Source organism: Candidatus Saccharibacteria bacterium, assembly GCA_016432585.1.
In the GTDB taxonomy this organism is placed as follows: domain Bacteria; phylum Patescibacteriota; class Saccharimonadia; order Saccharimonadales; family Saccharimonadaceae.
Genome location: CP066696.1, coordinates 48,372 through 71,602 on the forward strand (window position 1 = coordinate 48,372; position 23,231 = coordinate 71,602).

19 protein-coding genes are annotated in these 23,231 nt (G+C 48.9%); 15 read left to right on the plus strand and 4 right to left on the minus strand.

The features are described 5' to 3' along the window. Positions 1-49 precede the first annotated feature (49 nt). A complete protein-coding gene (locus HZB75_00205) occupies positions 50-2,125 on the minus strand; it encodes a S8 family serine peptidase (protein ID QQG50920.1) in 2,076 nt (691 codons plus the stop codon). Positions 2,126-2,244: 119 nt separating this feature from the next. Here HZB75_00205 and HZB75_00210 point away from each other — a divergent pair, with 119 nt between their 5' ends. The 3 genes from HZB75_00210 to HZB75_00220 all read left to right on the plus strand — a co-directional run bounded on the left by HZB75_00210 (position 2,245) and on the right by HZB75_00220 (position 3,707). Beyond that, the gene (locus HZB75_00210) at positions 2,245-2,784 is read left to right on the plus strand and encodes an AAA family ATPase (GenBank protein QQG50921.1); all 540 of its coding nucleotides are present in this window, start codon (positions 2,245-2,247) and stop codon (positions 2,782-2,784) included. A 67-nt stretch (positions 2,785-2,851) separates the two neighbouring features. Further along, positions 2,852-3,388, plus strand: coding sequence for a DUF1905 domain-containing protein (locus tag HZB75_00215; protein QQG50922.1), 537 nt, complete (start codon positions 2,852-2,854; stop codon positions 3,386-3,388). Positions 3,389-3,404: 16 nt separating this feature from the next. Further along, positions 3,405-3,707, plus strand: a complete 303-nt coding sequence (locus tag HZB75_00220; GenBank protein ID QQG50923.1) for a DUF427 domain-containing protein — start codon at positions 3,405-3,407, stop codon at positions 3,705-3,707. A 1-nt stretch (position 3,708) separates the two neighbouring features. Here HZB75_00220 and HZB75_00225 read toward each other — a convergent pair whose 3' ends face one another. The 3 genes from HZB75_00225 to HZB75_00235 are packed head-to-tail and all read right to left on the minus strand — an operon-like array spanning position 3,709 to position 11,643. Further along, positions 3,709-4,923 carry an ABC transporter permease gene (locus HZB75_00225; protein ID QQG50924.1) on the minus strand — a complete coding sequence of 405 codons (1,215 nt, stop codon included), beginning with the start codon at positions 4,921-4,923 and terminating at the stop codon, positions 3,709-3,711. Further along, positions 4,923-5,717: an ABC transporter ATP-binding protein gene (locus HZB75_00230; protein QQG50925.1), complete on the minus strand. Its 795-nt coding sequence runs from the start codon at positions 5,715-5,717 to the stop codon at positions 4,923-4,925. The genes HZB75_00225 and HZB75_00230 overlap by 1 nt, the downstream gene beginning before the upstream one ends. Before the next feature lies 1 nt (position 5,718). Continuing rightward, positions 5,719-11,643 carry a hypothetical protein gene (locus tag HZB75_00235; protein QQG50926.1) on the minus strand — a complete coding sequence of 1,975 codons (5,925 nt, stop codon included), beginning with the start codon at positions 11,641-11,643 and terminating at the stop codon, positions 5,719-5,721. A 403-nt stretch (positions 11,644-12,046) separates the two neighbouring features. Here HZB75_00235 and HZB75_00240 point away from each other — a divergent pair, with 403 nt between their 5' ends. The 12 genes from HZB75_00240 (at position 12,047) to HZB75_00295 (ending at position 23,231) form a co-directional block, all read left to right on the plus strand. Next, entirely contained in the window at positions 12,047-13,102 is a 1,056-nt protein-coding gene (locus tag HZB75_00240; GenBank protein ID QQG50927.1) for a hypothetical protein, read from the plus strand. Positions 13,103-13,140: 38 nt separating this feature from the next. After that, complete coding sequence (locus HZB75_00245) at positions 13,141-13,500, plus strand: DUF1801 domain-containing protein (protein ID QQG50928.1); 360 nt, start codon at positions 13,141-13,143, stop codon at positions 13,498-13,500. A gap of 39 nt (positions 13,501-13,539) precedes the next feature. Beyond that, the gene (locus HZB75_00250) at positions 13,540-14,457 is read left to right on the plus strand and encodes a magnesium transporter CorA family protein (GenBank protein QQG50929.1); all 918 of its coding nucleotides are present in this window, start codon (positions 13,540-13,542) and stop codon (positions 14,455-14,457) included. A 21-nt stretch (positions 14,458-14,478) separates the two neighbouring features. Continuing rightward, positions 14,479-14,907, plus strand: a complete 429-nt coding sequence (locus tag HZB75_00255) for an NUDIX domain-containing protein (protein QQG50930.1) — start codon at positions 14,479-14,481, stop codon at positions 14,905-14,907. Positions 14,908-14,987: 80 nt separating this feature from the next. Beyond that, positions 14,988-16,226, plus strand: a complete 1,239-nt coding sequence (gene arcA, locus HZB75_00260) for an arginine deiminase (protein QQG50931.1) — start codon at positions 14,988-14,990, stop codon at positions 16,224-16,226. 1 nt (position 16,227) lies between these two features. Continuing rightward, the gene (gene argF, locus HZB75_00265) at positions 16,228-17,217 is read left to right on the plus strand and encodes an ornithine carbamoyltransferase (protein ID QQG50932.1); all 990 of its coding nucleotides are present in this window, start codon (positions 16,228-16,230) and stop codon (positions 17,215-17,217) included. A 28-nt stretch (positions 17,218-17,245) separates the two neighbouring features. Continuing rightward, positions 17,246-18,787, plus strand: coding sequence for a YfcC family protein (locus HZB75_00270; protein ID QQG50933.1), 1,542 nt, complete (start codon positions 17,246-17,248; stop codon positions 18,785-18,787). 9 nt (positions 18,788-18,796) lie between these two features. Continuing rightward, complete coding sequence (arcC, locus tag HZB75_00275; protein QQG50934.1) at positions 18,797-19,738, plus strand: carbamate kinase; 942 nt, start codon at positions 18,797-18,799, stop codon at positions 19,736-19,738. Positions 19,739-19,741: 3 nt separating this feature from the next. Further along, positions 19,742-20,722, plus strand: a complete 981-nt coding sequence (locus tag HZB75_00280) for a hypothetical protein (protein QQG50935.1) — start codon at positions 19,742-19,744, stop codon at positions 20,720-20,722. An 87-nt stretch (positions 20,723-20,809) separates the two neighbouring features. Next, the gene (locus HZB75_00285; GenBank protein ID QQG50936.1) at positions 20,810-21,421 is read left to right on the plus strand and encodes a hypothetical protein; all 612 of its coding nucleotides are present in this window, start codon (positions 20,810-20,812) and stop codon (positions 21,419-21,421) included. 24 nt (positions 21,422-21,445) lie between these two features. Further along, positions 21,446-22,342, plus strand: a complete 897-nt coding sequence (locus HZB75_00290; protein ID QQG50937.1) for a hypothetical protein — start codon at positions 21,446-21,448, stop codon at positions 22,340-22,342. Next, on the plus strand, positions 22,320-23,231 hold the full coding sequence (locus HZB75_00295) for a hypothetical protein (GenBank protein ID QQG50938.1): 912 nt from the start codon (positions 22,320-22,322) through the stop codon (positions 23,229-23,231). The genes HZB75_00290 and HZB75_00295 overlap by 23 nt, the downstream gene beginning before the upstream one ends.

A 23,231-nucleotide genomic window follows, 5' to 3' on the forward strand; every position in this document is an offset into this window, starting at 1 on the left:
ACCGGGCATGTCGAAAAGAGCTACCTGCCGAAACCGTAGGTTTTGTAGATTATTTCTCGCGGAGTGACGACAAGGGGAATCCTAAGTGATAGTTATAATTTGTGTCGTGCTCGGATCGTAAGTACCACACCCCATTTAAATATGTCTTGGTTGTAAAACGTATGACACGTCCTTTTAGGAAGGTTTCGCCACTCTTCTGTGCTGTTAAAAGACTGGTTTTTTGCGTGTCGTAGGCAAGTTTCATGTCTCTTGGCTGAACTAGCGGTGTGTAGCTCGGCATTTCGCGTAACGCGCTAAAAGGAATGCCGAAATGGAAACTGTTATTAGTATCATGCTCGGATCGCAAATACCAAACTCCATTGACAAGTGTCTTGGTAGTAAAGCGTACAATACGCTCCCTTGAAAGCACCTCGCCACTCTTTTCGCCCGTTAAAAGATTGGTTTTTTGTGTTGCTTCCGAGAGCCACATTTGCCGGGGATCTTGGAGTGGACTGTAGGTGGGCAAGGTTGTGTCGACAACAGCTTTCATGTTTACTCTGCCGAAGCCGTACTCTTTTGTGTAAGACGCACCTTCCATGCCCGCAACTCTATCTGCACTTTGCGCTATTGTATCGCGAATCTCTGCGGGAGTGAGAGTTGGGTTTTTGCCGATAAGTACCGAGGCTATTCCAGATATATGCGGTGCTGAAAAGGACGTTCCATTTGCGCCGAGGCTACTGCTAGAGTAATTGTTTGATTTGTCTGGTGCTAAAATTGTTGCAACGCCCGCTCCGGGTGCCATGACATCGAGCCCGGCTCCATAGCTTGAGAACGAGGCGCGCGTATCGCTAGAAGTCGTTGCTCCTGTGGCTAATGCGTGGACAGAGCGCCCCGGGTAGCATACGCCCTCTGTACCGCCATTGCCCGCGGCTCCTACGATAATAATGCCGGCCGCCTTCGCCGATGCGAGCGCGTCCTCCAAAAGCTGATCGGTAACCGTACAATCTCCATTAGTGTCATATACGGCAAGGCTCAGGTTGATAACGTCTGCGCCCATTTGCGTGGCGTATTCGACAGCCGCCGTAATAAGTGCCGAATTACCCCATCCGTAGCCGTCCAAGGCACGAAGGCTCATAATTTTAGTGTTCCAGTCTATACCTGCAATCAGATTGCTGTTGTTGCTAGATGCTGCTGCTATGCCAGCAACGGATGTTCCATGACTTGTGTAGCAGGCGCTTTCGAATGCCTGGCACGAGCCATTAAAATGATTGCGGTTCAGCTCGTTTTGGTGAGCTGGGCTATCACATGAATACGGTTGCGGGTCATTATCGTAGGTAATGTATTCTGGGTAGGTTGAGCTTTGGTATGTTGTTGGGCTTGCAAAGTTAGGACAGGCTGCGCTGTCGCCGCGCCAGCCTCCCATAAAATCCCAGCCTTTAGTATCATCTATAAACCCATTGCTATCGTCGTCAATATTGTTACATGATTTGTCGATAGGAATGCTTTGGGTTGTACAGTTTGGTGCAGGACCTTCAGTAGAGCTAGAACCAACCTCACCAGAATTTACCCAAGCTCTTTGCGTAGGAAGGTCGGATTGCTGGCAGGGGGTTTGCGTTGGGCAATCTGGTGAAGCCGCCCAGCCTTGGCTAAAAAGAACCCCGGAATCGATAATTGCGATAGTGGTTTCTTGTGACCCCGTAGCTGTGTCCCATGCCTGTGGAGCATTAATTTTTGTGAGGTTCCACTGAGAATTATTGGCGAACAGAGGATCGTTTGGTGTAATAGCTGGCTTGTAATTGTAGTTGGGAAATATCTTAAAACCAGAGTCGGCTTGCATCGTGCGTTCAACAGAGTTTAGCGCAGAAGTAGAGCCGGTAACCGTAATTAATCCCCCTTTTCCCGGTAAGGGTGTAACCCTCGTTTCTTGCAAACCACTTTGCTGTACGGCCAAGCGAGACTTAGCGAGATTACTCGTACGGATGACGCTGCTGGCCACCTGTTTTAGATTGGCGGTACTAGACGTTTTTTGAAAAGCATTGGCGTAAAGCGCCCAACCAAGTGAGATAGCGAGTATTAGTAATAGTCCTACTACAGAAGTAAGTAGGACTTTATTTTTTATATGTGAAATTGCAGAGTGTAATGTCATATTTTTTATTTTATATACAAGGCCTATCATTTATTATATCACTACTTATAACAAAGCCGGGTCTGGTAGAAGGGTACTAAGATGCTCATGTGAGCGAATTGCGCTATACTTTTAAGCAGATGCCTAAGCCAAAATTAATTCTCTTAAACGGCTTTGCCGGCGCCGGTAAAACGACGGTTGCCAAAATGTACATTGCCGATCATCCGCTTGCGATGGTGATTGAAGGCGATGAACTAATCGTTAATATGGGCAGCTGGCAGGCGAATGAAGACGAGGCTCGCCGCCTACTGTTTTTGTTAACGAAGGCCATGGCCCGCACGTATCTTGTGGAAGGTCGCGATGTACTATTGCCATACCTTGTAACGAGTGCGGGCGATGTTGATGAGTTTGAGAAAATCGCAAAGGATATCGGCGCTGAGTTTTACGAATTTATACTTCATAATGATCGCCCTACGGCAATTGCAAGGCTGCTAGAGCGCGGCACATGGGGCGAAGCGGGACAGCCGCCTATTAGTGATGATGAGCTGCCGGTTATTGAAGATCTGGCCGCAAGAATGGAGCGCGAGCTAGAGAAACGCCCCGGGGCGATACGAATTAACGTTAAGGTGGGTGATCCAAAGATTACATACAGGGAATTCGTGCATTGTTTGTCAGAGTAAGGCAGTGATCTGCGATTTCAGAATGGCCCGGGGCTATTGCTATAATGGATCTAAGGAGCCTTAATCTATGATTCGTTTAAAAACAAAATTATTTACTATTGGCGATACGACACTTCTTCGTTTGCCCGATGAGATAAGTGCAGAATTGCCGTCACGTAGCCAAGTAATGGTAAAAGGCTCGCTAAATGGTTACGAATTTCAAACGGCACTTGAACCAGATGGCAATTGGAGCCACTGGCTGGCCATTGATGAAAAAATGCGAACGGCCACAGGTGTAAAGGCGGGTGATACGGTAGCATTGGACTTTGAAGTAACGAAAGATTGGATAGAGCCGACTATTCCAAGTGACCTACAAAAGGCACTTGATGCCGATCCTGAAGTGTTTGCGTTATGGTCGCGGGTAACGCCAATGGCGCGCTGGGAGTGGATTCGCTGGATAGCTTCAACTGCAAATCCAGAGACCCGTGCGAAACGCATTGTCGTGTCGTTTTCGAAACTTCGTCATGGCGAGCGTCGCCCATGCTGTTTTAACCGTGCGATGTGTACTAATCCGCATGTATCAAAAGGCGGCCGGCTTCTTGATCCGACAAGAACGGAGAACTAAGGAGAGTGGAGAGACTATGAAAGCAATATGGAACAACGAAATAATTGCAGAGGCAGATAAAGACGATCTGATTCGTATTGAAGGCAACTGGTACTTTCCATCGAACAGTATTAAAAAAGAATACTTTTCGCCGAGCGACCTGCATACAATATGCCCCTGGAAAGGCGAAGCGAGCTATTATAACGTGACGGTTGACGGCAACGTGAACGAGGATGCCGCGTGGTACTACCCGCAGCCAAAAGATGGTTCGGTAGAGCGAGTGAGGAAAGACTTTACGAATTTTGTTGCGTTTTGGCGCGGCGTAGAAGTTACCGATTAGGTTATTCGCGTCGTAAGGCGTCTAGCGGATTGATTCGTGCTGCACGGCGTGATGGGAAGAACACCACAAGCATACCAACGACGACCATGAAGAGGATAAGGGATCCAATAAGCCAAAGTGGTGTTGAGAATAAGTCAAATCCGCCCTCGACGCCGCGTTGGCGTGCCAGACTGTTCATGATTTGATTGACGATTTCGCCACCTGCTATGGCTAAAAGTATGCCGATGACGGCGCCAAGAACCGACAAGAGGAATGCTTCAAGAACGAACAGGCGTCGCATATCGCGGTTGCGCGAGCCCATGGCCATCATAAGTCCAATCTCTTGGGTGCGTTCAAGAAGCGAAATGGTAAGCGTGTTGAACATGCCTAGCACTGATACGATCATGCCGATTGCTCCAAAGCCGCCAAGTACGATAGTGAAGAACTTGAATACCTGGTTGATTTGGTCGAGGGTGTCGACAGGTGATGCGGTTTCGAACCCAAGGCTTTCAATCTGTTTTCGGAGCGCCGATACTTGCGTTGTATCCTCCACAACAACCTTTGCTTGCGAATAATAGGGCACACCGGCAGCATCGAAAATACCAAGAGGGATAAACAGCTCGCCACCCGAACCAGAATCGACGACGCCGACAATTTCGAACGCATACTTGAGCGTCTCCTGGTTGGCTCCGATTCCTGAAATCGGAATGACTACCTCGATTGTTTTACCAAGAGCAGTCTTGTCGTCGCTAATACCTAGCGATGTTAGCGCGGCTCGGTTAACGACAACCTGTTTTGAATCGGTGTTTTTAAGAAGACGGCCGGCTGATAAATTAAGCGAGCTAAGGTCTTGGTACGTTTCATCGACGCCATATGTGACCATGTCTATTGCGGCGCCATTATAACTAAGGCTACCAGGGAATGAGTATGATTTTCCGACGCGTTGTACCGATCCAAGATCACCCATTTTATTTGTTGCGTCACTGTTGAGTTTGATAATTTTTGAGTTCGGCGAGGTGACGTCGATTGCTTTAATTGATTCATCGCCAACCACCTGTTCGGTGACGAGTTTTTGAAGCCCTAAGCCAAATGAAACCAAAAAGAATATCGCGCCAACGCCAATAACGATTCCAAAAACCGTAAGAAAGGTTCGAAGTTTATTCGCGAGTAAGTTACGAGTAGCGATGAAAAAGAGGAGTTTCAGTGATATCGCTTTGTGTTTGGATCGGGGTTTCACTATACTGACTCCTTGGTTTGCTTTGAAAGTTGGGCGATACGTTCTTGCATTTCACGCATAAGCTCGTCGGTTGTTTCTTGAATATTTTTCCCCTTTAGCTCCTTCACCTGGCCGTCCTCGATATGAAGCAGGTGATCGGCAAGTGGCAAGTATTCCATGTTGTGCGTGACAAGAATAATGGTTCGCTGCTGGTCGGCATTCGCTTTTTTAAGAAGGTTCATAATCATGACGCCATTCTTGCTATCGAGGCTTCCGGTTGGTTCGTCGGCAATAATAAACAGAGGGTCGTTTATGAGCGCCCTGGCCATGGCGACACGTTGTTGCTCACCACCAGATAAGTGAGATGGATATTTTTTGGCGTAAGACTGCATACCGACCCTTTCGAGCGAGTGAAGGGCTTTTTCGTGTGCTTCTTTTCGGCTGTGGCCTAAAAAGTAGGCGGGCATAGAAACGTTATCGATAACACTGAGGCTCTTTACCCAATAATTTTGCTGGTAGACGATGCCGATATGGCGCGCGCGAAAATGAGCAAGAGCGTCGGGCCTTAGACTATATATGTCTTGGCTACTAAACGTAATAGAGCCCGTGGTGGGGCGTTGAAGCCCGGTAAGGATATTAAGAAGTGTTGATTTACCAGATCCAGATGGGCCGTAAATGATGTTGAACGAGTGAGGGTGCATTTGAAAGCTAATATCGTGAAGTATCGGCAGGCTGGTTTTGTTGACGATAAATGTTTGATGTACATTTTGCGCGTTAATTAGCGTTTCGCCGTCGATTTTTAATCGTTCCTCCATACTAGAATCCGAACACTTTCTGTAGTGAATCCAGGATAACGGTCAGGACGCTATCGGATGCACGGCTTATGATTGCTGATTGGGTTTCGCCTTTGCCTTCGTTGGCGGCGCGGTCTTTAGAGAGGGGCTGGATGCTGTAGACTTTTGATGTTGGAAGGTCGGAGACAATAACGATATGCTCGGTTCCGAGCTGACCGTCTTCGGCGGTTTTGTTATTAAATACAGTGACATTTGAACCCTCGGCGTAGGCCACTTGGCTGCTGGCGGGCTCGTCGGTACGCCACGATACGATTACCTGGCCACGAGCTTCGGCGCCTGTTCCGCGGATAGACGATTCAATAACGATATTTGATATTTTTGGCGGTCGTGTGTCGAGTGCCGTCTTGAACTGCTGGCGATCTGATGTAGCGAGGTTGCCCCCCGGATCGCGGCTTTGCGCCACGAGGAAGTAGATGCTGTCGTCTTCTAGATTGCGAAGCGTGAGCTCGTGTTCGGTGACAAGTTTGGCGTCTTGAATATCGGTTCCGCCCGTACCTACTTTTCCGTAGGTAACAAGCGAAGTAGAAGGAACGTTGGTTGTCCAGCTCACCTTTTGTGTACTGGTTGGCTGTCCAGGAACAGGTTGGAATCGTAGATTGGCAACACGTGGTCGTGCTGGTGTAGTGAACGAGGCAATACTTCCGTCGTATTCGTTGCCTTCGTTGTCGAATGCAACAAGTTTATAGAAGTATTTTGCGCCGTCATCGAGGCCGTCGAGCGCGACCGAATAGGTCGATTCACTGGTTGAGGTATTGATGCTTTGTAGGCCTCCAAAACTCTCGCTTTTACCGTAGTAGATATCGACTCGCGAGGCATCTTTTGAAGTAAATTCTACGACTGCGCTTGAGAGGCTGACCTTTAGTGTTGAGATCTCTTTTAGTGTTGGAGCGGGCGCTGTGCGGAATGTGTATTCTTGGCTGACACCTGTGTTACCGTCTTCGTCGGTCCATTTTGCAACCAGGTAGTAAGTTGTTCCTGCACTTAGGTTGGTAAGGTCGATTTGATGGGCGCTGGTTTGGTCGGAAATTGCGATCTCTGAAGAGTTGTATTTACCGCTTGATGTACCAATGGCAATTTTAGAATCACTTGGACGATCAGTGCTCCAGCGAACAGTTGCCTTGCGGGTTGTGATATTTGAAACGGAAGGATCTGCAACAAGCAGTGCTGGTGAAGTAAACTTGCCTGTTGGTGTTTCGCTAACGACACTGCTGTTCGCCCCGCAATTATTGGTGCTGTCGCATGCTGCAATGCGATAGTAATATTTATTTTGCGAAAGGCCCGCGTCGATATATGTTGTGCTAGAGCTGCTGCCGACAAAGCTGAATGTCTCGTTGTTCGAAGAGCGATAAACGCGGTAGTTTGCGATACCTGCGCCGGTATTTCCCGGAATGTCCCAGGTAAGCGCAAGGCGCCAGTTGCTCGTAGTTTTAATTGATACGTCGACGATATCAACGTTTAGGGGCATACCTGGCGAAGGAGTATTGGCGCTAAATTGTGTGGTTGCGTAATCGGCGTAGTTGATATTGCCCGACTCGTCTTTAGCGACCACATATAATGTATTTTCACCTGGTTGTGTAGCGTAGGCTGCGGCACCAAGACTGGTTGTTCCGCCGCTCGTAAAGGTACAATTGCTAGCAGAGGGTGCCGCGTTTATAACGTAACAATAGGTGAGTGTATTTGCATCTCCTACGTATGTTTGCGGGGCATCCCAGCTAAATGCAAACGAGTTGGTTGTGCTGGACGATGGAGTTGCCTGTACGTTCTGTGGTTCGCTTGGAGCGCCTGCAGTGTTGATTTTTAATGCGGCAGTAGCGTAGGTTGTCGAAACGTTACCCGCCGTATCCCACGTTCGGAAATAGACAGTATTAACACCCTCACTGATATTGGTATAGTCGGGGGTTGGCAGTGTCCCGTATGAACCGTCGTTTGTAAGAAGATCGCCGCTGTCGCCAGTACCTGTATGGCTGTCGCCATACCAGTCACTTGTGCCTATGCGATATTGAAGACCGGCTATTCCCGCGTTGGCGTCGCTTGGTGCGCCGGCGCCTGTGGTTGGCCAACTAAGGGTGACGTTTTTTGTATTTATAAAGCCAGAGGGAACAGTGATGTAGGTTGGGTTGGTCGGCTTTGTATTGTCGAAACGGAATGAGAACTGTGCGGACTGGGGCGAGATGTTGCCTGCGGCGTCAATCGTTTTGATGGTGAAGTAATAAGGCGTGTCGCTTGTTGTTAGGGCCTCTTCGAGAAGTCCGTTTGTATCGAGGTGTGTGTCGGATACGATAAACTGACAGTTATCGCCAGTTGCAATAGGGCTGGTTCCAAGGAGACCTTTGGTAGTAATAGGATCTGCGGTCGATTCGTGACCCAGGTAGGCACAGTAGCCTTTTATTCCCGATTCGTTATCGACGCCTGCTGTCCAGGTAAAGTACGGCGAGCTACCATTAGTCCATCCATCAACAGTAAGATCCGTTCCGCCACTTGCTTTCTGAGCAGCCAGCGAACTAGCCCCGGCAAGGGGTGGAACGATGTCGGAAACACCTTCTAGTCCAACGCCATCAAGTGCGACCTGCTGATACCCGTTGCTTTGTATAATAGCTTGCCAGGTTATACCACCGAATGTGACGGGTAGTTCACTAATGTGGTCGTTGATAATGGCTATTGGGTTGGCAGATGATATGTTCGGTGAGGCGCTCCACTGCGTTCCGTTCCAATAATTCCAATTAGTTCCGCCATCGGTCGATAGGCGATAGGTGATTGATCCGCCATTTAATGATTCTTGCGCTGAAAACTCTTGCCAGTTCCATACGCCACTTTTACGAACGGCATTTGCAAGCGTTACTGTTTGCGGCTGTGAGGCATATGGTTGTGTCGTAAAGGCTGTCCTGGCGGAATCGCTAATGCGCACTTCGTCGATCATGCCCTTGAAATAACCCTGAGCCCAGCCTGCCTCGGATGCGCCAAACGTCGAACCGATAAGAAGTGGTTGAGGGTTATTGGGCATGGACAGTGAGACATTGGTCTGACTATTCAGTTCGCCATCGAGGTAGAGCTTCATTGTTGTGCCATTGTAGGTGGCAGCGATATGATGCCAGTCGGTATTTTGCGTGGTGCTTGTACTTTGAAGATAGCCGTTGTCACCATACGACCATATCGCGGCGTCGGCATTGGCAGTATTACCGAGACCCGCGTATAACTTACCTTTGTAGACACTAAAGCTATAGACCATTTCGACGGTATTTGATGCCCAGCTAGAGTTAATGCCGCTGCCACCCATTTTTCCCCAAGCGCCGTTGCTGTATTCCCATACCTCACCGTCGCCCGCTGTGTTTCCGAGCGCCGCATAGAACTTACCATTATAGGTTGTCATAGAACGGACCTGCTCGTATTGGCCGTCGAGCCAGCTACCGTTTACGTCATCGCCACCAATCTTTGTCCATGTCGAACCGTTATATTCCCATATTTCGGCATCGGCCGTGGTATTTCCTAGCCCTGCGTAAAGTTTGTCGTTATAGATTTGCATTGATTCGACTTGTTCGAGACTTGCGCTCCAGCTACCGGCGACGCCATCGCCACCAACCTTCGACCAAGCGCTACCATTCCATCGCCACACCTCGGCGTCGCTTGCAGAGTTTCCAAGCCCGGCGTATAGATTGCCGCCGTATACTGTTAGCGCACTGACTCGCTCGTAGTTTGCTGTCCAGCCGCTATTAATACCATCGCCACCAACCTTCGACCAAGCGCTACCATTCCATCGCCACACCTCGGCGTCGCTTGCGCTGTTGCCGATTCCTGCATAAAGGTCACCATTAAGGTTAGCGAGGCTGTAGACTTCTTCGAACCCTGCTGCCCAGCTACTGTTTAGTCCATCGCCACCAATCTTTGTCCATGTCGAACCGTTGTATTCCCACACCTCGGCGTCGCCTGCGGTTGTGCCTAGGCCTGCGTATAGTTTGCCACCCTCGGCCACGAGTGTTAAGACGTCTTCGTAAGTGGTTGCGGTCCAGCTACTATTGATTCCTTGGCCCCCTACAATATCCCAGGCGGAGCCGTCGTAGCGCCATACCTGTGCATTGCCAGCCACAATATTACCAGTTCCGGCATAGAGGTAGTCGCCGTAAACGGTCATCGACTCTATATTTTGCATGTTAAAGTAGCCCCAACTGTGGTTGATATAGCCGCCACCGATACGTGTCCAGGCCGTACCATTCCAACTCCAAGATTCGGCGTTTGTGGTAGCACCCGACAGGCCGGCGTAGAGTGTACCGTTACTATAGGACAGTGTTTGTACGTTTGTGTGGGTATTGGTAAATCCGCTATTTAGTCCATCACCGCCAATCTTTGTCCACGAAGTGCCATTCCATCGCCACACCTCGTTGTCACCAGCTGTTAGGCCAAGTCCAACATATATATTAGTGCCGTCATTGGTTATGTCGTAGATCATCTCGTACGACGATGCGTCCCACGACGCCCCAACGGCATCACCGCCAATTTGCGTCCACGCTGTCCCGTTCCATCGCCAAAGTTCGGCCTCGCCAGCTGTTGTACCTAGTCCGGCGTAAAGGTTGCCGCCAAAATGGTGAAGAGTGTAGGCGTATTCGTAGGTAGAAGTGCCCCATGAACTATTTAGTCCATCACCGCCAATTTGCGTCCAGGTTGTTCCGGTAAGTCGCCAAACGTCGCCATCTCCCGCGGTATTACCAAAGCTAGCGTATAAAGATGTTCCGTCGTTAACGAGATTATAAACCCCTTCGTAGCCGGTAGGAAAAGCGTTGTAGGGAACGCCAATGCCGAAACCACCGACCCGCGTCCAGCTGGTGCCATTCCATCGGTATATTTGCGCATCGTTTGCGCTAAGGCCTAATCCAGCGTATAAATTACCACTCATGACGGTCATGCTCTGGACACTTTCAAAGGTATTTACCGCCCAGCCGCTATTTATGCCATCGCCACCAATCTTTGTCCACGAGGCGCAGTTTGTGGTGGTGTTACAGCTCCATACCTCGGCGTCTCCGGCGGAAAGGCCAAGGCCCGCATAGAGCGTAGAGCCATTAAGCGCCATAGAGGTCACAGATTCGAATGTCTGATCGGCCCAGCTGTCGTTTTTACCATCGCCACCAATTTGCGTCCAAATCGTGCCGTCCCATCGCCATACCTCGGCATCGCCAACAGCGCTGCCTAGTCCGACATAAAGATTTGCGCCCACAGCTACCTGCGAAGTAATGCTCATTTTTCCGTTAAGGTCCCAGCTACCGCGAATATCGTTGCCGGCTTTTTGTGACCACTGCGTTGCTGACGAGTTTTCTAGTTCGTAGGTAGCTTTGCCCGTTTCGTGGTCGTAGTAGAGTTTATAAGAACCTTTGTCTATAATGCCTTGACGATTATTGTGACTACCGGCGCTAAGGGGTTCGTCTAGCTTTGTCCAGGCCTCTAGGGTATTCTCTTGCGAGAGTGATAGCGATGCGGAATCGCTTGCCTCGACGTGCGAATTTACTCCGTTAAATACAAGGCTGTTATTTAAAATACCTGCAGCACTAGATGAAGCGCCATTGTTGCTACCCGCGTTATTGTGCGCCGAGCTGTCCGATGCAGTTGAGCTGGATGTTTCGTCGAGGTGAAATAGTGCTTTTGTGTGAACGTCGCTGGTGTAGTTTTGTGCCTTCAGGCGCACGCTGCCATCTGATATCTCAAGGCCATTTGCCAGGTTGTAGTCACTTGTGTTTGCGAAGTTCCAGGTGTCGGATAGGTCCGAAGCGGCCATGGCTTTTTGATACGAAACCAAAACGGCACTACCCACCAGAAGAAGATAAATACCAAGAATAGCGTAGTGAATATGGTGATGGTGGTTCCATTGATGCCATTTTTTATACCATGCAAGCCGACCGGTCAAGTGAATGTGGGGTTGGTGAGCGAGGTGGCGGTGGGCTATTCTGTAGGTTCGGATTGTGTGACGAAATGAGTATCGGATTAGCTGGCGAGTTATGACCAAGAGTCTTCGTAGGAAGGGGCGGGACTTACGCCAGAGTATCTTAAAGATGGCTGTCGCCCTACGTACTATGTGTGTAAAACGGTTTACGCGCATTGTATCACCTATGTGGATTCCTTTTTATTTCTTCACCTTATCACCCGGGAAATTACGCTTTCGCTAATTTTGCCTGTAGCATAGCAGACATGTTGTAAAAAGTCACTGACAAAAATACACCAAAAAATATGGTATAAATAGCATAATTGCGCATAAACAGATACGCGTGGTCGACGCCGGATGTTTGAAAAAAGGCGTATAATAAAGCCCAGTGAGCAAAGCACAAGCAAAAATGACAAATAGTGTTCTTGAATCGAGAGCTATAAAGTACAGTGGCCTCATGGCGAGTCTTGCTGGGTTACTGATGTTCGCGGCTGTAAACGTAAACCCTAAGTCTCTTTCTGAAATGCCAACCTTTGGATTTATTCTTGCGGCAAGTGTCGCGGCGGTTGCGTTTATAGTGTTTGTTTTTACTTTTAACTATTTTCGTTCAACGAATAAGCGCACGCCGACTTTCTTTTTGAAGGTTCGCATGGTTATTGCAACTATCGCGCTTGCGTTTGCGCATGCGGCAATTGGCTTTTTGCTGGTGATAGCTATAGTGACCGTTTTGGTTCATGAAACCCCAGGCTTGGTAGTGACGCCCCTTATGATGATAAGCGTTACGGCTGCGCTTGCGGGAGCTACAACATATGTGGTGTATATTCAATCTGTTCGCATGGAGATCGATAGTCTTGCTGGGCTTCTGATGATTTTTATTATTAGCGGGTCGATTGCAAGTATGGCCACGGCGGGCGATACAGATTGGTGGCAACATCACCTCAGTGCGCTGGGGGCGGGTAAAACCCTCTCCTCGTACACGTTTAACCTCACGATGGTCGTTGGTGGCGTTATTGTTGCGTTGCTTGCCGATATGATTGCGGATATGTTTTCCAGTATCCAAAAGTTTTCAAAGCATGAACAAGTTATCCGCTCCAATATTATCCGCTTGGCGTTTTTTATTGCTGGTCTCGGCATGATAGGCGTCGGTTTTGTAACAATTGCTGAAAACCGAATCATTCATGATGTAAGTGCGAATATGATGTCTGTCTCGATGGGGGTCGTGGTGGTGTTGCTGCCGTGGCTTGTTCCTATTATCTCGCGGACGTTTACGGTGTTTTCGTACCTTATGTTTATAACGGTCGTCGGTGCGTACGCGCTTAGCTTGCAATACGGGTTAGGAGTGTTAGCGTTTGAGCTAGTAGCTGGGGCTGCGCTTTTTGCCTGGATGATATTATTTGTGCGGCAAATCCGTGCGATCTACCACGATAAAGTGATGCCGGAATAATAACCGCAAAAGAGCGCGCGTTGTGACATAATTAAAGCATGACAGTGATAGACGACTACCTCGATCATGTAACGCCAACCCAGCGTGAAGCCCTCGAACATATACGTAAAATTGTAAAAGAAATGGTGCCTGACGTCGAAGAGGTGATAAGTTACGGCATGCCTACGTTTAAACAAAAATCAAAAACCATTTTGCATTTCGCGGCATTTAAAGACCACATGAGTGTTTTTCCAACGGCCGATCCGCGTTTAACGGAAATAGGTGAACTATACGCCAAGTTTCGGACGTCAAAGGGAACATTGCAATTTAGCGAGGAGAATCCAATCCCAGACGAATTACTACGAGAGATCGTAAAGACGCGGCTTGAAAGTTCGTCGAACGGCTACGAATCAGCCTAAAGTGTGACTTGGCGCCGCCAACTCTGCTAGTATTAAGGTATGATAACGTACCTCCGCTCTACCAACTACCGCCGCACTATTAAGCAAATCGACACTTTGCAGCCGGGTAGTTGGATACGTTGTGAAAAGCCGCAAGAGCAAGAAATTGCGCAGCTTGTTTCACTTGGGCTAGACGGCGATATTATTAGTGACGCGCTTGACCCGCACGAGGTTCCACGTATAGAAGTTGATGGCGAATGGACGTATTTTATTACACGTCTACCAGATACCGATGATGATTTTAACGATTTTACGACGCCTATTCTATTTGCGATCGGCCGCGAGCATATTGTTACGATAAGCCGCGATTCGCTTGGCCGTTTGTGGCAGCCATTTATCGACACGGTTGATACGCCGACCACGCAAAAAATCAAATTCTTTATGGTAATGATGGACGCGATTATTCGTCAGTATCAAACTCGGGTGGCATCGATCAACCGCCAAATGCGCGCCGCGACAAGCGACGTAACCAACCTGCGCCCGCGTGATATTGGTATTTTTGTTGAGTACGAACGAAAATTGAACGACTACCTCGATGCGCTTATTCCTACGAACACCGCGCTCGAAAAACTGCTTGGTGGAAAGCTAGTGCCACTCTACGAGGACGACCTTGATCTTGTTGAGGACCTTTCTATCGACCTAGAACAGCTTGGCGCAAGGTGTAAAAGTTTGCTGCGTACAATCACGAACGTACGTGACTCGTACCGTGCGGTTATGGATACGCGTTTGAACGAAACAATTCGAATCCTTACGGTGATTACGCTTGCCCTAACGATTCCTACGATGATGGCAGGGTTGTACGGCATGAACGTCGACCTGCCTGGCGACGAAAACTCGCCAGTGATGTTTTGGATAATTATTGCAATCAGCGCCACGGCATCGATTAGCCTTAGCTATTATTTTACAAAAAAGCGTTAGCGCGTTTGATACTATAAATGTATGAATGATAAAAATGTTGGTGTTGGGATTGCCGTCTTTATTATAAAAGATGGTAAGTTTCTTATGATGCAGCGGCAGGGTTCTCATGGTGCGGGAACGTGGGCGCCACCGGGTGGCAAGCTGGAATTTGGTGAATCGTTTGAAGATACGGCAAAGCGTGAAGCCAAAGAGGAAACAGGTCTAGAAATCAAAAATGTGAGGTTTGGCGCAATTACTAACGACCACTTTAAAGAAGAAGGTAAGCACTTTGTGACTATTTGGGTTCTTAGCGAGTGGGCGAAAGGTATCGAAGAAATATGCGAACCCGAAAAATGTACTGCAATGAAATGGTGTACGTTCGAAGATTTGCCTGAATCACTGTTTTTTCCGTGGGATCAGCTTTTCGAATCTGAATTTATAGATCAAGTTAAAGCGGCGATGAAGGTGTAACATTGCGCACAGTCCGGCTAACCATAAACGTGATATAATCCAGGCATACAGACAAAAATCTGAACAGCAAAAGGAGCATCATGAGCGGACCATTGCACATCACCTCGGAAATCGGAACATTAAAAACGGTGCTCTTGCATCGCCCGGGGGAAGAGCTGGAAAACCTCACGCCCACCTATTTAAAAGATTTGCTGTTCGACGATATTCCTTATTTAAAGCAGGCGCAGGCCGAGCACGACGCATTTGCGCAGGTGCTAAAAGACCGTGGCGTTGAAGTTCTTTATCTCGATCGCCTGACAGCCGAAGCGCTAGAGTCGCCAGATATAAAGGCGGCCTTTATTGCGGAAATGGTCGAAGCCTCAAAGCAGGGCGGTCAGCGCGCTACCGACGCACTTAAAAATTATCTTGCAGCGCTGCCAACGCACGCGATGGTTCGCAAGGTTATGGCGGGTATCCGAAAAGACGAAATCGACCTGCCGCCCGAGCACCAGCAGCAACTTCATGCAATGGTAGAAAAGAGCAGTTATCCGTTTTATCTTGACCCTATGCCGAACTTATACTTTACGCGTGATCCCAGTGCTGCAATTGGTGGAGGTCTTACGATTAACCGCATGCACTGGCCTGCTCGTCGCCGCGAATCGCTGTTTATGCAGTATATTATTGCACACCATCCGCGATTTAAAGACGCGGACATTCCCGTATGGTATGGGCGCGACAATAAATTTTCTATCGAGGGTGGTGACGAACTTGTTCTTAGCCGGAACGTAATGGCGATTGGCATAAGTGAGCGCACGACGCCTGAAGCGATTGAAAAGATGGCGACAAAACTATTTAAAGAGTCTGAGTTTACGAAGATAATCGCGATAGAGATTCCAAAATCTCATGCGTTCATGCACCTCGATACGGTCTTTACTATGATCGATCGGGATACGTTTACAATCCACCCCGAAATCCGCGACAACGGTGGCAAATTAAATATGTATATCCTCGACGAAGATGAAAATTCACCATATCCACGTATTGCAAAAGAAACTGATTTGGAGCATGTTTTACGAACGGCGTTATCCCTCGAGAGCGTCCGCCTCATCGAATGCGGTGGTGGCGATGATATTGCCGCAGCGCGAGAACAGTGGAACGACGGATCGAACACGCTTGCAATTGCACCGGGTGTTGTCGTTACGTATGATCGCAATTACGTTACCAACCAAAAATTGCGTGACAGCGGTATCGAAGTAATAGAAGTCGCAGGCAGTGAGCTGGGGCGTGGCCGCGGCGGCCCTCGCTGTATGAGCATGCCATTAATAAGAGAGGATATCTAATATGAATACTAGCTTGAAAGGGCGGTCGCTTCTAACGCTAAACGACTATAGCGGCGAAGAGATCCGTCTGCTACTAGATACGGCGCATGAGTACAAAAAACTCAAAAAAGCAGGAACGCCACATCGTATTCACGAAGGTAAAAGTATCGCACTGTTGTTCGAAAAAACCTCAACGCGCACCCGAATTGCATTTACGGTCGCCGCAAATGACCTTGGTGTTGCACCAGAATTCTTAGGAAAAGATGACATTCAACTGGGTAAAAAAGAATCGGTCGAGGATACCGCAAAAGTCTTAGGTCGGGTGTTCGATGGCATTGAATTCCGGGGGTTCGCGCATTCTACGGTAGAATCGCTTGCTAAATATTCTGGCGTACCGGTATGGAACGGCTTGACCGACGAATATCATCCTACGCAGGTGCTTGCCGACTTTATGACACTCGAAGAGCATATCGGTGACCTTAAAGATCTAAAGCTTGTGTTTGTTGGTGATGGTCGCAATAACATGGCAAATAGTCTTATGCTTGGCTCCGCTAAAATGGGGCTCGATTTTAGAATTGCCGCACCACAAGAGTTGCAGCCCGACCCAGAACTTATCGCAATGGCCGAAGAATTTGCCATAAAGTCGGGCGCGAGTATTATGATTACCCACGATATTGAAAAAGCGGTGCAGGGCGCCAATGCAATTTACACCGATGTTTGGGTGTCTATGGGCGAAGAAGACAAGTTCGAAGAACGTATAAAGCAGCTGAGGCCTTATCAGGTGAACGCAGAGATGCTGCAAAAAACGGGCAATCCTAGCGCGGTATTCCTGCATTGTCTGCCCGCTTTTCATGATGTAGAAACCGACACGGCCAAAAAGATTAATCAGCAATATGGCCTTGCTGAAATGGAGGTAACCGACGAGGTATTTCGATCCTCTGCTAGTATCGTTTTTGATCAGGCAGAAAATCGCATGCACACAATCAAAGCTGTTATTGCTTTGACGCTTTAACCTAAACGAGCAGGAGGCTCACGTGCAAATGAAAGCAAATCCACAAAAAAAGACACAGAAGAAATGGAGAATGCCCTCGGCGTTCAGTATCCTTTTTGGACTGATCGCGGTTGTTGCGCTTCTTACTTGGGTAGTGCCGTCGGGGCAGTACTCGCTGACTGAACCAACCGACGGTAGCGACCCTACGCCTATTGCCGGTACCTACGAACAAGTAGATAAGGTGAAGGATGTAGAAGGTGAAAGCGTTGATGTTCGCCAAGGACCTTGGGAAGTATTGCAAGCTCCTGTACTTGGTACTGCCGAAGCAATCGACGTTGTTCTATTTGTATTAATTATTGGTGGTTTCCTGGGTGTTACCATGAAAACCGGTGCGCTCGATGCGTTCCTAGGTCGTATTGTCAAAAACATGAAAGGTCGCGAAAAGTGGCTGATTCCGGTGTTAATGACACTCTTTGCCCTAGGTGGTACGACGTATGGCATGCAAGAAGAGACGATTGCGTTTTACGCGCTTGTTGTTCCTGTCATGCTTGCTGCCGGCTACAACGGAATGGTTGCCGCGCTGGTAATTATTTTGGGTGCTGGTGTTGGTGTTTTGGGTTCGACAATCAACCCATTCTCGACAGGCATTGCAGCGGGTTTTGCAAACATTTCAATTGGTGACGGTATGATAGAGCGGTTGATCGTTCTGGTGCTGACGCTTCTTGTAGCGATTTGGTTTGTTATGCGCTACGCAGGCAAGGTAAAGCAGGGTGAATACAAGGAAGATTCGCGACTTCAACCTCGTTCGGTAACGGCGCGCGTAAAAGATGTTCCCGCCCTTACGGGTAGGCGCAAAGCTGTTATGGCAATCTTTGGTCTTGCATTCGTTATCATGGTGATCGCCGTTATTCCATGGGAATACAAATTCGGCATTACGTTCTTTGCCGACATGGCAACCTGGCTTAAAGAACTTCCGGTAATTGGTATATTGTTTGGTGGTATCGTATCACTGGGCGATTGGTGGTTTAACGAACTTTCTATGCTGTTCCTTGTTGCCGCTATGATTATTGGCGTTGTGTACTACAGTAAAGTTCCTGCTAAAAAAGATGGTGGTGGATTTGTCGATACGTTTATCGATGGTGCGCGTGACCTTTTGGGTGTTGCGCTGATTATCGGTCTTGCGCGTGGTATTTCTGTTATCATGACCAACGGCGAGATTATGGCCACGTTCATTAATTACGGCGAGCAACTACTGCAATCCGTTCCGTCGGTATTATTGCCGGCTGTGGCGTTTGTCGTGTATTTGCCGCTTTCGTTCCTTATTCCATCGACCTCTGGCCTAGCAACGGCATCTATGCCGATTTTGGCGCCGCTTGCCGATTTCGCAAATATCGACCGTCATCTTATTGTGACCGCCTTTGCGACTTCCGAGGGTGTTATTAACATGATTGCCCCTACAGTTGCTTCGGTTGTTGGTGGTTTGGCGCTAGCTAAGGTATCATATGGAGTATATCTGCGCCGCACATGGAAGCTTATGTTAGTCTTCTCGGCGATAAGCATTGCAGTGTTAATTATTTCTGCAGTAATTTAGGAGGAATATATGTCAACGATCGTCGTCGCCCTTGGGGGCAATGCCTTGCAACAAAAAGGTGAGGCAAGTGCTAGCTCGCAGCAAAGGGTGGCGCGATCGACGGCAGCTCAGCTTGTTCCGCTTATTCAGGACGGTCACCGCTTGGTGATCGTTCATGGCAATGGGCCACAGGTGGGCAATATTGTTTTGCACGAAGAGGCAATTAATACGCCCGAAGTGCCAACACTCCCCCTTGATAGTAATGTTGCCATGAGCCAAGGGCTTATTGGCTACTGGCTTCAGCAGGCGCTTGCCGACGAGCTGCAAAAGACTGCAATAAAGCCCGCTGTCGTAACGCTTGTTACGCGCATACGGGTTGATGAAAACGATCCAGCATTCACTCATCCGACCAAGCCAATCGGTCCATTTTACGAAACCGAAAACGAGGCAAAGGCCACCGCTACTGAACGCGGTTTTGTTGTTCGTGAAGATTCCGGTCGTGGCTGGCGACGTGTTGTTCCATCTCCACTTCCAAAAGAAATTATAGAAATTGATACGGTTCGCCAACTTATCGACACGGGTACGGTTGTTATAGCAGCCGGTGGCGGTGGGGTTCCTGTCGTTAAAAAATCCGGTGTATACGAAGGTGTCGAGGCGGTTATCGACAAAGATTTTAGCGCCGCCGTAATGGCCGACGAAATCAATGCAGATTGTCTGCTTATTCTTACGACGGTTGAATCTGCAATGATCAATTACGGTACTGCCGACCAAGAGGCGCTTGGTGCCATTACCGCCGAAGAAATGCGCCAATATGTTACAGACGGCCAGTTTGCATCGGGGAGTATGTTGCCAAAGGTCATGGCTGCACTGCAATTTGTTGAAGAAAACGACACGCGCCGTGCAGTGATTGCATCGCTCGATAAGGTAAGCGCTGCTGTAGGCGGTACATCGGGAACAGAAATCCGTCGTTAGTTAATGAACACACTCCGAGCTTCAAAATTAGCATTTGAAAGAGTGGCGGTTGTCTATAATCCATCGGGCAGGTCGATGGCAGAGGCGGCAGTCGATGAACTTCGAGAACACGGTTTTGCTGCCGATATTTTTGGCACCGTTGCTGGCGGTATCGAACCGAATGTCGATATGCTCGCTAGCAATCTAGAGCCCGGCGACGTTGTAGGGACGGTGTGTGGTGATGGTACGTTCGGCACGATTGTCTCGGCCATGCGCCAGCCAGAGGTGATTGAAGCTACTGGCGGGCCATTGCCAATTTGTCCACTAGAGGGCGGCAACGCGAATGATGTTCGCCAATCTATGCACGGTCGGGTTCGTCGGGCGCCAAGCTGGGTGTTGCAAAACGGCATCGTCGTGCCAGCCCACACGCTAGAGCGGACAGTGGTGCATGAAGACGAAGTAGCGGTCGACGAGGCCGTGTCATATTTTGGGTTTGGCAAAACCGGCGAGGCATCACGCCGGTTAGCGTCGCCCGAATACAGGCTTGGGACATTTGTGGTGAAAGATTTAAAACTTGGGTTTGCAAGCCTTTTTGGTGATGGTGCGTTTGACCTCGTCGATAACGATGGCAGCGAAAAGCGCCTGGGTGATTTAACCGTGGTAAAGGGGCGGGTGATGGCCAAGATTGGCAAATTTGGCGTGCGGCACTTTGAGAAAGAAATGATTGTCGCAAAGACAAAGCCGAACCCTGTCTCAAGCACGCTTGGCTGGGCGGCCATAATTGGCGGGCTTCCTTATGGTAAACGCACAGCTCAGTATGGATTTACTGTTCTGAGCCCAGTTTTATCGCACAGAGACGGCGAACCGCCAGATTTATTGCCAGCTGGAAGTACAGTCGATGTCCGGGTTGCAGATGATCCGTATCTGCTTGTGACGACACGTCGGTCGGGCCGGAGGGTTCTTGACCTGACCCTAGAGGCGAATACCAGTACAGATGTGATCTGATCCCATATATCACCGTTTCAAAACCGTAAGCAGCATGATATACTTCAAAGTAACAAGTATCCATATATAAAGGATTAACAGGGGTATATGATAAAACGAATCAACAAACAACACTCCGGCGTTATATTTGCTGCTGTATTTATGGTGCTCAGTGTTTTTGTCATGCCCGCCGTTGCTGGTGCCGCAACAACTTCAACGACAATCAACTCGGCAATTAGTGGTGTGATAAGCGTCTTTACGAGCAACGGCACCGTAACGGTCAACGTAACACCTACGGGCTCGGGTGCGCAAACGATCGCAAGCGACACGCTAACGGTAAGTACTAACAACTCGGCTGGCTATACGCTTCAGATTGCCGACACCGACGCAACAACAACGCTTGTTTCGGGGGGTAATACAATCCCGGCATCATCTGGTACGCAGGCTTCGCCGGTTGTTCAAGCGGCTAACACCTGGGGATACCGCGTTGATGGGTTAGCAGGCTTTGGAGCAGGTCCAACATCTGGCCAAAACAGCGCGGCGATCGGCGCACTGACGTTTGCGGGTATGCCGGCCAACTCGTCGCCTGCAACGCTTAAAACCACGGCAACCACAGCAAGCAACGACACGACAACGGTATGGTACGCTGTAGCGGCCAATACGTCACAGCCAACAGGGTCATATACCGATGGCGTTACCTATACTGCCACGACAAACTAACGGGTGCGGGAAAGACAATTTACTATGAAAAAAATAATCCAGGGTGGCTTAGCTGCGGGAATATTTGCATTTATTATCGCACTTGCTGCGGCCGTACAGCCTGTTAATGCGGCATCTGGTGGATTGACTATTTCGCCAACATCGGCAGATGTAACGGTCGCCCCTGGTGGGTCGTACAAAGGCGAAATGCTTGTGGTGAATCAGGGTGAGCTTGATATTTCGTACAAAGTATACACAACCCCGTATAGTGTTGATGGCGAAGATTACAAGCCATACTTTAGTCCTATCCCTGGCGCGACCGATATTACGAAATGGTTTACGCTTGGCAAAAAAGACGGCGACATAAAAGTAGGCAACCAAAATACCGTTCCGTTTACGATAGCCGTTCCAAAAGGAACAGGCGCGGGCAGTTACTATGCGACCATTTTTGTTGAAACCGAGGATAAAGGAAGTACGGGCGTGGTAACGCGAAAGCGTATTGGTATGATCGTTTATCTTCGCGTGTCGGGTAATGTTATCGAAAAGGGAAGCGTTGCAGGCTGGAATGTTCCTTGGCTGCAAGAGGCGCCATTTACTGCAAGCGTAAAGGTGGCAAACGAAGGTTCGGTTCATTATCCTGCAAGAGTAAAGGTTGTCGTGAGTGATTTGTTCGGCTCGCAGAAGTTCTCGTATGAGCGCAATCCTCAAATTATTCCGCAAAAAGTACGTGATATCCCCGTGGTATGGGAGAACGGCGCGTCATTCGGCTTATTTAAGGTAGACGGCGAAGTTACCTATCCGGGCAAGACCGAGCAACTTCCAACTAAGTTTGTTTTTATCGCAAATCTGCCAATGCGTCTTGTGACGCTCGGTAGTATCGTAGCTTTTATAGGCCTTGTTGTCTATTTGGGTCGTAAGCGTGCAGTGGCTCACAAAAAATAAGCTCATTGTTCTCGCGGCAGCTAGTTTTTGCCTGGTTATTTTTGCCCCTCAGAACACTCTTGCCGCGCAGACTATTCAGTCGAGTATATGCGAACAGTTTATCGCTCCAACGATAGGGCTTCCAGCGGATGGGGCAGAGATCAAGCAGAGCTCGGTTGTTGTTTCGGGTACGGGCGAGCCAGGTATGACCGTTACTATTCTTGGCGACGGGCAGGCGATAGGTGCGACAACTATTGTTCCCGACGGCTCGTATGCACTAGAAGTACCCCTTTTAAGTGGGTATACCCAGCTTGTCGCGCGTGAAGTAAATGACTGTGATACCATACAGGACTCGAATATGGTGACAGTTTACCACCCAGCTCCGCCCGCTCCTGTTCCGCCTGGTAACGGCAACCCGTCTGATCCTAATGCTCCTGGTTCACCCACTCCATCGCCGTTACCCTCGCTTGATTATCCTATTGTTGAAAATTACTACCGCGAGAAACGGAGCGCCGCAGATGGTCACGTAAAGCCGATTATTGTGCGGCCAACAGATGAAGCGGTTGTTTCTGCAGATGTTATTTGGGTGAGCGGAAAGGCCGAGCCCGGAAGTATAGTCACGATATTCGTTAATGGTCAGCGAATGGCCTATGTCGTTGCGTCGCTCGAAGGTACGTACCGCGCATTTGTGGGATTGCAACTAGGAGACAATATTATCCAGGTTCGCTCCGAGTTGGGCGGACAGTCGGCAAATTCCGACAGTATTACGGTGACGTATGTTAAAAAAGAGATAGTTCTTGGTTTTCTTGAAAAGCATATACTGATTGACGCAATAACACTTTTTGCGCTCGCCATAATAAGCCTTAGTATCGTATGGGCTATTAATGCCCGCCACGGTAAGCTAAAGTAA